At 65.0% G+C, this 9,717-nt stretch carries 7 protein-coding genes; 3 read left to right on the forward strand and 4 right to left on the reverse strand.

What is annotated here, in order from left to right:
• Nucleotides 1-1,314: autotransporter outer membrane beta-barrel domain-containing protein (locus JAB1_RS22805; protein WP_139144651.1), on the forward strand; the 1,314-nt coding region annotated here is incomplete at its 5' end.
• A gap of 166 nt (nt 1,315-1,480) precedes the next feature.
• On the forward strand, nt 1,481-1,774 hold the full coding sequence (locus JAB1_RS22810) for a hypothetical protein (RefSeq protein WP_254672225.1): 294 nt from the start codon (nt 1,481-1,483) through the stop codon (nt 1,772-1,774).
• Nucleotides 1,775-1,839: 65 nt separating this feature from the next.
• Here the strand turns inward: JAB1_RS22810 and JAB1_RS22815 are convergent, their stop codons facing one another.
• From JAB1_RS22815 to JAB1_RS22825, 3 genes are read right to left on the reverse strand one after another with little or no spacing between them, the layout of a single operon-like run.
• Nucleotides 1,840-2,373 carry a tail fiber protein gene (locus JAB1_RS22815; RefSeq protein ID WP_034785964.1) on the reverse strand — a complete coding sequence of 178 codons (534 nt, stop codon included), beginning with the start codon at nt 2,371-2,373 and terminating at the stop codon, nt 1,840-1,842.
• Nucleotides 2,374-2,421: 48 nt separating this feature from the next.
• Nucleotides 2,422-2,955, reverse strand: coding sequence for a tail fiber protein (locus JAB1_RS22820; protein ID WP_070281900.1), 534 nt, complete (start codon nt 2,953-2,955; stop codon nt 2,422-2,424).
• 30 nt (nt 2,956-2,985) lie between these two features.
• Entirely contained in the window at nt 2,986-3,489 is a 504-nt protein-coding gene (locus JAB1_RS22825) for a tail fiber protein (RefSeq protein WP_254672227.1), read from the reverse strand.
• A gap of 397 nt (nt 3,490-3,886) precedes the next feature.
• On the opposite strand from JAB1_RS22825, the gene JAB1_RS22830 reads away from it, so the two are divergent.
• Nucleotides 3,887-9,316, forward strand: a complete 5,430-nt coding sequence (locus JAB1_RS22830; RefSeq protein WP_070281901.1) for an IPT/TIG domain-containing protein — start codon at nt 3,887-3,889, stop codon at nt 9,314-9,316.
• Nucleotides 9,317-9,446: 130 nt separating this feature from the next.
• Here JAB1_RS22830 and JAB1_RS30395 read toward each other — a convergent pair.
• Nucleotides 9,447-9,717 (reverse strand): hypothetical protein (locus tag JAB1_RS30395; protein ID WP_254672228.1); only part of this gene is annotated, 271 nt, incomplete at its 5' end.

The following is a 9,717-nucleotide window of genomic DNA, read 5'->3' on the forward strand; positions in this document are numbered from 1 at the left end:
CGCCGCGCCGCATCGGCTTGCGCCGCCGTGGTCAGCTACACCCTGAGCAATGCCTTTGCCACCTCGAAGCCGGGCGTGGTCAATGTGACGGTGACGGCGCGCCGCGACCCGTCGGTCGATCCGGAAGTGATCGGTTTGCAGGCGGCGCAAGCCGATGCGGCGCGGCGTTTCGCCAGCGCGCAGCTGTCGAACTTCACGCAGCGCCTGGAAAGCCTGCATGGCGACGGCTGGGGACGTTCCAGCTTTGGCCTGAGCCTGACGCCGCCGAACGACAGCGGCAACCCGACGGCGGCGCTGGCGCGCTGGCAGGCGGACGAAGCGGATCGCGTGTTTGGCACGGCCGTGAAACCGTTCATGCGCAAGGCGTCCCTGCGCCAGCCCGATGCCGGTTTCAGCAGCGAGCGGCAACAGGTGGATGTCAGCGGCGCCACGAACGGCTTGCCGGACATGCCGCAGCGTCCGGACACGCAGAAGCAGGCCCTGGCATTGTGGCTGGGCGGCGCGGTGGACTTCGGCCAGCACTATGTGAATGGCCGCGACACGGGCTTCCGTTTCCGCACCAACGGCGTGAGCGTGGGTGGCGATTACCGCATCAGCGACCTGGCGACCCTGGGCGTGGGCGCCGGTTTCAGCCATGACCGCAGCGACGTGGGCCAGAACGGCAGCCGCAGCACGGCCGACAGCGCCGTGGCGGCCGTGTATGGCAGCCTGCGTCCGAGCAAGGGCGTCTTCCTTGACGGCGTGCTCGGCTACGGTACCCTGCAATACGATGCGTCGCGCTACCTCACCGATGGCAGCGGTTTCGCCACGGGTGAGCGCGACGGCAAGCAAGTGTTCGGCGCGCTGGTGGGCGGCATCGAGATGCGCCAGGAAACGTGGATGTGGTCGCCATATGGCCGGGTGGAACTGATGTCGGCCAAGCTCGATCCGTACACGGAGAAGGCGGCGGGCATCAACGCGCTGAGCTACTTCAAGCAGACGGTGCGTTCGCGCATCGGCGCGCTGGGCGTGCGGGCCGAGGGCATCTATGTGGGTGGCCTGGGCACGTGGTTCCCGCGGGCGCGGCTCGAGTATCGGCACCAGTTCCAGGGCGCCGACGATGCGCGCCTGGCCTATGCCGACCTGGCGGCCGACGGCCCCGTGTACGTGATCCGCACGGTGCCGCAGCAGACGGGCAACTGGACGGCGGGGCTGGGCGTGAAACTGCTGCTGTCGAACGGCATGACCATCACGCTGGACTACAACAGCAATCTGAACATGGATAGCGGGCGTAGCCAGTCGGTGATGTTCGGCATTGCCATGCCGCTCAAGTAGCGCTACGGTTCAAGGAGGTGACGCCGCGGGGCGGGAGCAGCTTGCTCCCGCCCCGCGGTGCATATGACGCCTGGTTTTTCATGTTATTGCCGTGCCAGGGCGGCAATGATTCCATTAGAATCAGGCATCGTCTTTACCACACTGTTTACGGAATGGAATACCTGGAATGATGAATGTCCTGACCCTCGAACATTTTGCCACGCGCGTCAACGAGACGTTTATTGCGGCCGGTGACGGAAATGCCGCCTTTGTCCTGAAGGAAGTGCGCCCGTTGCCGTCAGCAACCCTGGAGGGCTTGATGCGCAAGCCGTTCAGCCTGCTGTTTCACAATAGCTCTCCCATCCTGTTCAGCCAGAAAATTTTCCAGATGCAGCATGATGCGTTTGGCGAAGTGGGTATCTTTTTGGTGCCGGTGGCGCGTGACAGCCACGGCTTCCTGTACCAGGCAGTGTTTAACTGAGGCCGGTACGGGGAGAAGGGCAAGGCGGGCGCCGCGATGGCGCCGCCTGCCTGGATGCATCAAACTTAATCAAACGACGGGAATTCCCCTTGCAGGGCGATGCAGAAATTCACCGCCAGCATCGGCTGGCGGTTTTCGTGCGGCTGGCCGCCACCGGCAGCACCGATCGCGGTCGGGGACAGCGTGACATTGGGTGGCGTCGTCGGCACGAATGCGGACGTGCCGCCAAGCGCAATCAAGGCATCCCCAGCGAGCGGCGTGTTGTGCTGCAGGGCGGCCGTGGGCTGGCGATATACATTGAGTTGATGGGTGTGGTTCGGGATCTCCGTCACGTTCAACGTGACACTGTTGCTGCCGAACGTCTCGCCCATCACGCGCGGCGTCAGGCCCGGGCCTTGGCCCTGGCTGCAGGGCGCGCGTCCCGTGAAGTTGGGCAGCTGGAAGGTGTTAACCCCATCGCCGCCATACTGCGTGCCGATCAAGGAAAACAGGGCGGTATATTGCCGGATTTGCAGGGTGGCGCCATTGCAGCTGGCCCATCCGTAGGGTGTGAAATTGAAGCCGAAGACTTGTATCTCGCCAAGGTATGGTGATGTCACGGTAGGTTCTCCTGATCGATTTTAGGGGCTGCGCTTGCGTGCCGGCTGTTATTGCTGTGATGGGAAAATGCCTGCCCATGCGATGCAAAATGAGGCGGTCAGGGTTGGCATGGTGTTCTCGTGCGCCAGGTTGCCGCCTGTTGTGCCCGTGGCGGTGGTTGCCAGTGCATAGGCGGTCAGACCGGTCAGATCGCTGGTGTACATCTTGTCGTTATTCGACGGGGCCGTCAGCAGCAGGTTGGCCGCTGGCACATTCGCCGTCGCCAGGGTGCTGTTCACATTGAACGGGTGCGTATGCGAAGGAAGCTGGGTTGCCAGCAAGGTCACCGATTCGCTGCCGCTTCGTTGCCCGATGGGCCGGTTGGTCAGGCCGGGACCGGTGCCCATATGCAGGGGAACCTGGCCGCGCAGGTCGGGCACGGCGAAAGTGTTGACGCCGTCGCCGCCGTAGGTGGTGCCCAGCAGGGTGTACAGTACTTCATTATTGGCGATCGGTTTCAGGCTGCCGTCGCAGGCGAACCAGCCGCTGGGAATGCGGGGAAAGGCAAACAGGCGAATTTCGCCGACATAGGGTGTGGTCATGACTATGCTCCGTAAGAAATGGCTGATTCGTTAGTTGCGCGACGGGAAGATACCGCTCAAGGCGATATTGAAGTTGATGACCGAGAACGGCTGCATATTGTTATGCGACTGGTTGCCGCCGGTCAACGCCAGGGTTTGGTTGGAGAGGGTAACTTGCGGTCCGGCCGAACCATAGATGGATTCCGCGCCGCTGCCGCCAAACAGGGTATTGGTGGGATTTTTCGACGTGCCGGGCGTCGTTACCGTATTGGCCGCATGCGTGTGCGGCGGCATCTGTGTCGATATCAAGGTGACAGCCTCGGTCCCCGCCCGCGTACCGATCGGGTAGGGGGAAGGTTGCCAGGCGCCATCGACAGAACTACCGGCACCGACAGGGGTACTGCCTTGCAAGTTAGGCAAGGCAAAGGTCGTACTGCCATTGCCGCCGTAGTAGGTACCCAGCAGTGCAAACAGCGCCTGATTTTGCGCAACGGGCAGCAATTGGCCGTTACATGCCGCAAATCCACGCGGCGCAAAATTGAAGCCGCCCATCATGATTTGTCCTAGATACACATCAGCCATCATCGTTCTCCCACGGTTGAATGCAATTAAATTTCAAATGGGAAATATTTTCCATTTGCAACCAATATTGCGTTTTAAAAAACCCTTTTTGTTATAGTTACTTTATTGAAATCTCGGGTTAGCATACGTTGTCATATGGCAAGCGTCAACATCTGTTGGCACTGTAGAAGAGCCTGGATAGGCATCGCTTGCAGCCTGAATTCATGTGCATTTTTTGTTTAAAAAACACTGTATTGGAGAAATTATGTTGCGCACTTGCAACGATATCGGCGCCCGTCCGGCACTTTCTTTCCTGCTTTCCTTTTTTGCCGGAAATAAGGGGCGAATGCCAAACAGTGCCGCTGAAAGGTCGCCAATATCCGGCCGTTTCGTGCAGTGGCTTGCCTCGCTGTGCCTGCTGATGCTGGCGTTCGGCGCCACGCCCGCGCAGGCGGCGGGCCCGAGCCTTATCTGCCCTCCGAATCAGAGTTTTACAGTTGCCTCGGGTGCCTCGTACATCATCGACCTGTCGAGCTGCAATACTTTTGGCCTGAACGATAATGCTGCCACGGCATTGCACGGCACGATCACCGGCCTCACCAACAATCAGGACAACAAGGCGACCTACACCAATAATGGAGATGGCGCGCTGTCCGATACGTTTGTGCTGCTCGATGAGTCGCAAGGAGAGATCACTTTCACGGTGACCGTCTTGCCCGCGGCGGCTGCCTTCACCGTGGCGCCCGGCAGTTTGACGGCACCCGTGATTGGCGTGCCGTACAGCCAGGGCATGTCGGCGAGCGGCGGCGTGGCCCCCTATGCCTACGCGTTTGATTCAGGCACCTTGCCACCTGGCATCACCGTGTCGTCGAGCGGCGTGATTTCCGGCACCGTGACGGCTACCGGCTCCTTTGCATTTGGCGTCAAGGTCACCGATTCGACGGCAGGCACACCGCAGGTAGTCATCAAGAATTATTCCGTGACGGTCGCCATCCCTACATTGTCCATCACGCCCACCACCCTGGCGGCCGGCGGGCTGTCGGCGCCCTACAGCCAGCAGATGTCCACTTTGAATGGTACTGCGCCCTTTACCTATGTGGTGGAGTCGGGCAGTTTGCCGCCTGGCCTGAGCCTGTCCTCCAGCGGCTTGTTATCGGGTACGCCGAGCGCCCTGGGCACCTATAACTTTGTGATCAAGTCGACGGATGTCACGGGCGGCAATGGACCGTACAACACGTCCAGAAGCTATTCCCTGGTGATCAACGCCCAGCCGCCGCCGACCATCACCGGCGTGTCGCCTGCATCCGGCCCTGCGACCGGCGGCACGGCCGTCACCATTACTGGTACCGGCTTTACGGGCGTTACGGCGCTGAAGTTTGGCGCCAATAATGGCGTCTCCGTCACCGTCGTCAATGCCACGACCATAACCGCCACGTCGCCTTCCGGTAGTGCTGGCACCGTGAACGTGACCGTCACCGCGACTGGCGGCACCAGCGCCACCGGCGCTGCCAACCAGTTCACGTATATTCCTGCGCCAACGGTCACCAGCATTTCGCCCACGGCAGGTCCTGCCGCTGGCGGCACGAGCGTCACCATTACGGGCACGGGGTTTACCGGCGCTACAGCGGTGACCTTCGGCGCCACGGCAGCCACCGGCTTCACGGTCAACAGCGCCACGCAGATCACGGCCACGGCGCCTGCCGGTACCGGTACGGTGGACGTGCGCGTCACCACGACGGGCGGTACCAGCGCCACCAGCGGGGCGGACCAGTACACCTTTGTGGCGGTACCGACGGTGACGAGCATTTCGCCCACGGCCGGCCCGGCCACCGGCGGCACCACCGTCACCATCACCGGCACGGGTTTTGGCAGCACCACGGCGGTGACCTTCGGCGCCACGGCGGCCACCGGCTACACGGTCAACAGCGCCACGCAGATCACGGCCACGGCGCCAGCGGGCAGCGCTGGCACGGTCGACGTGCGCGTCACTACGGCGGGCGGCACCAGCGCCACCAGCGCCGCCGATCAATTTACCTATGTGGCACGGCCGGTGGTGAGCAGCATTTCGCCCACTTCAGGACCTACGACCGGTGGCGCCACGGTCATCATCACCGGCTCGAATTTTAGCGGCACGACAGCCGTGACGTTCGGCGCCACGGCGGCCACCGGCTACACCGTCAACAGCGCCACGCAGATCACGGCCACGGCGCCGGTCGGCGGCGCTGGCACGGTGGACGTGAGCGTCACTTCGGTGGGCGGCACCAGCGCCACCAGTGCCAACGATCAATTTACCTACGTGACGCTGCCTGCGGTCAGCAGCATTTCGCCGACAGCCGGTCCGGCCACCGGCGGCACGAGCGTCATCATCACGGGTACGGGCTTCAGCGGCACCACGGCGGTGACGTTTGGCGCCACGGCGGCGAGCGGCTATACGGTCAACAGCGCCACGCAGATCACGGCGACGGCGCCAAGCGGCACGGGCACGGTGGACGTGCGCGTCACCACGACGGGCGGCACCAGCGCCATCAGCGCGGCCGATCAATATACCTATGTGGCGGCACCGGTGGTCAGCAGCATTTCGCCGACGGCCGGTCCGGCTACCGGCGGCACCACGGTCACCATCAGCGGTTCGAATTTCAGCGGCGCGACAGCCGTGACCTTCGGCGCCACGGCGGCCACCGGCTTTACCGTCAACAGCGCCACGCAGATCACGGCGACGGCGCCCGCAGGCACGGGTACCGTGGACGTGCGCATCACCACCGCTGGCGGCACCAGCGCCATCAGTGCAGCGGACCAGTTTACGTATGTGGCCGCACCGGCGGTGAGCAGCATTTCGCCTGCCACGGGTCCTGCTACCGGCGGCACCACGGTCACCATCACGGGCTCGAATTTGGGCGGTGCGACTGTCGTGACGTTCGGCGCCACGGCGGCCACTGGCTTCACCGTCAACAGCGCCACGCAGATCACGGCGACGGCGCCAAGCGGTACGGGCACGGTGGATGTGCGCGTGACCACGGCGGGTGGTACCAGCGCCACCAGCGCGGCGGACCAGTTCACCTATTTCGGTGCGCCAGTTGCAGGTGGTTCCAGCGCCACGGTGGCGTACGGCAGCAGCGCCACCCCGATCACCTTGTCACTTGGCGGCGGCACGGCGACCTCGGTGGCCATCGCCTCCGGCGCTTCGCACGGCACGGCGACGGCCAGCGGCACCAGCATCACCTACACGCCGACGGCCGGCTATGGCGGCCCTGACAGCTTCACCTACACGGCCACCAATATCGTCGGTACTTCGGCGCCGGCCACCGTGACCATTACGGTGGGCGTGGCAACGGTAACTGTCGTGGAAACCAGCGTATCGGGCGCAACAGTCGGCACGGCATACAGCCAGACCCTGACGGCCGCGGGCGGCACGTCGCCTTACACCTACACGATCAGCGCAGGCGCCTTGCCGGCAGGCCTCAGCCTGTCCAGCGGCGGGACACTGTCAGGCACGCCAACGGCTGCCGGTACTTTCAACTTCACCGTGCGCGCCCAGGATAGTTCGACGGGCAGCGGCCCGTATGCCGGCACGCAGGCCTACTCGCTGACGGTGGCGGCGCCAACGATCTCGGTAGCGCCGCCTGCCTTGCCTGCAATGACGGCCGGCGTTGCTTTCAGCCAGGCCATTACCGCCACCGGCGGGACGGCAGCATATAACTATGCCGTCACTACGGGCAGTTTGCCGACGGGTCTGAGCCTGGCGGCGGACGGCACCTTGTCCGGCACGCCGGCAGCAGCGGGCGCGTACAGCTTTACCGTCACCGCCACCGACAGCAGCACCGGCGCAGGCGCTCCCTTCTCGGGCTCACGCGCCTATTCCGGCAGCGTGGCACCGGGTGCGCCCATTGCCGGCAATGTCAGCGCCACGGTGGCCTACGGCAGCAGCGCCAACCCGATCGCCTTGAGCCTGAGCGGCGGTGTGGCGACCTCGGTAAGCGTGTCCTCCGGCGCCTCGCATGGCACGGCGACGGCCAGCGGCACCAGCATTACATATACGCCGACGGCCGGTTATGGCGGGCCAGACAGCTTTACCTACACGGCCACCAACGGCATCGGCACCTCGGCGGTGGCCACCGTGAGCATCACGGTGGGCACGCCGACCGTGACGATTGTGCAAACCAGCGTAGCTGGTGCAACAGTCGGCACGGCCTACAGCCAGACCCTGACGGCCGCGAACGGCCTGGCACCGTACGCCTACGCGATCAGCGCCGGTGCCTTGCCGGCCGGCGTGAGCCTGTCGAATGCCGGTCTGCTGGCGGGCACGCCAACGGCGGGCGGTACCTTCAACTTTACCGTGCGGGCCACGGACAGTTCGACGGGCAGCGGTCCATATGCGGGCGCGCGCGCCTATTCGCTGACGGTGGCGGTACCGGCGATCAGCATCGCGCCGGCGGCCTTGCCGGCCATGACGGCCGGCGTCGCCTTCAGCCAGGGCGTCACCGCCACGGGCGGCACGGCGCCGTATGGCTATGCCGTGACGGCTGGCAGCCTGCCGACAGGTTTGAGCCTGGCGGCGGACGGTACCGTGTCCGGCACGCCGACGGTGGCGGGCGCCTACAGCTTCAGCATCACCGCCACGGACAGCAGCACCGGCAGCGGACCGTATACAGGCGTGCATGCTTATTCCGGCACGGTGGCGATCGCCGTGCCCGTGGCCGGCGCCGTCACCACGACGGTGGCCTACGGCAGCAGCGCCAACCCGGTTCCATTGAACCTGGGCGGCGGCGCGGCGGCCTCCGTGGCGGTGGCATCGCTACCCGCTCACGGCACGGCGACGGCCAACGGTACCGGCATCACGTATACGCCGACGACCGGCTACGGCGGCAGCGACAGCTTTACCTATACGGCCACGAATGCCAGCGGTACCTCGGCGCCGGCCACCGTGACAGTCACCGTGGGCGCGCCGACGGTCAGCTTGACGCCGGCCACCTTGCCCAATCCCGTGGCGGAAACCCCCTACAGCGTCAGCGTCATGGCGACGGGCGGGATGGCGCCGTACACCTACAGCGTGACCAGCGGCAGCCTGCCTGCCGGCTTGAGCCTGAACACTGCCACGGGTGTGCTGTCCGGCACGACGAATGTGGCCGGCAGCTTTACCTTCAGCCTGCGCGCCAGCGACAGCAGCACGGGCGCGGGTGCGCCGTTCAGCGCGAGCAAGAGTTATACGGTGGCCGTTTCCGCGCCGACGATCACGCTCACGCCAGCCACCTTGCCGGCGGCGACAGTGGCCACGGCGTACAGCCAGCCACTGTCGGCCAGCGGCGGCGTGGCTCCCTATGCCTACACGGTGTCGAGCGGCAGCCTGCCAGCTGGCCTCACCTTGAGCAGCAGCGGCTTGCTGAGCGGCACGCCAACGGCAGCCGGCAGTTTTACCTTGACCGTGCAGGCGGCCGATGCGCACCAGTTCACCGGCACGCAAAGCTATACCCTGGTGGTGTCTTCGGCGACGGTCAGCCTGACGCCAGCGGCCTTGTCCAATCCGACGGCGGAAGCGGCCTACACTACGACGCTGACGGCAGCGGGCGGCACGGCGCCGTACACCTTCAGCGTCAGCAGCGGTACCTTGCCCGCTGGCCTGAGCCTGAACGGGGCCACGGGCGTACTGTCCGGCACGACGAATGTGGCGGGCAGCTTCCCGTTCAGCATCAAGGTCACCGACAGCAGCACGGGCGTGGGCGCGCCATTCAGCGCGAGCAACAGCTATACCCTGGCAGTGGCGGCACCGGTCCTGACACTGACGCCGGCCAGCCTGGCGGCCAATCCGTGCCGGCGACGCGTATAGCCAGACATTCACGGCGGCCGGCGGCATCGCGCCGTATGCGTACTCCGTGAGCGGCGGCGCCTTGCCAACGGGCCTGGTGCTCAATGCGGCGACCGGCATCGTCAGCGGCACGCCAACGGTGGCGGGCGAGCTACAACTTCACCTTGCAAGCGAAGGACGCGCACCAGTTCACGGTGCAGCAAGCGTTGACCCTGCAAGTGAACCAGGCGCCGCCGCTCACGGAGTACGCATACGGCGCGATGCCGCCGGCCAGCCTGGCGCCAATCCGTGCCGGCGTCAGTGTCAGGACCGGTGCCGCCACTGCCAGGGTATAGCTGTTGCTCGCGCTGAATGGCGCGCCCACGCCCGTGCTGCTGTCGGTGACCTTGATGCTGAACGGGGCCACGGGCGTACTGTCCGGC

The organism is Janthinobacterium sp. MP5059B (assembly GCF_001758645.1).
GTDB classification, from domain to species: domain Bacteria; phylum Pseudomonadota; class Gammaproteobacteria; order Burkholderiales; family Burkholderiaceae_D; genus Janthinobacterium; species Janthinobacterium lividum.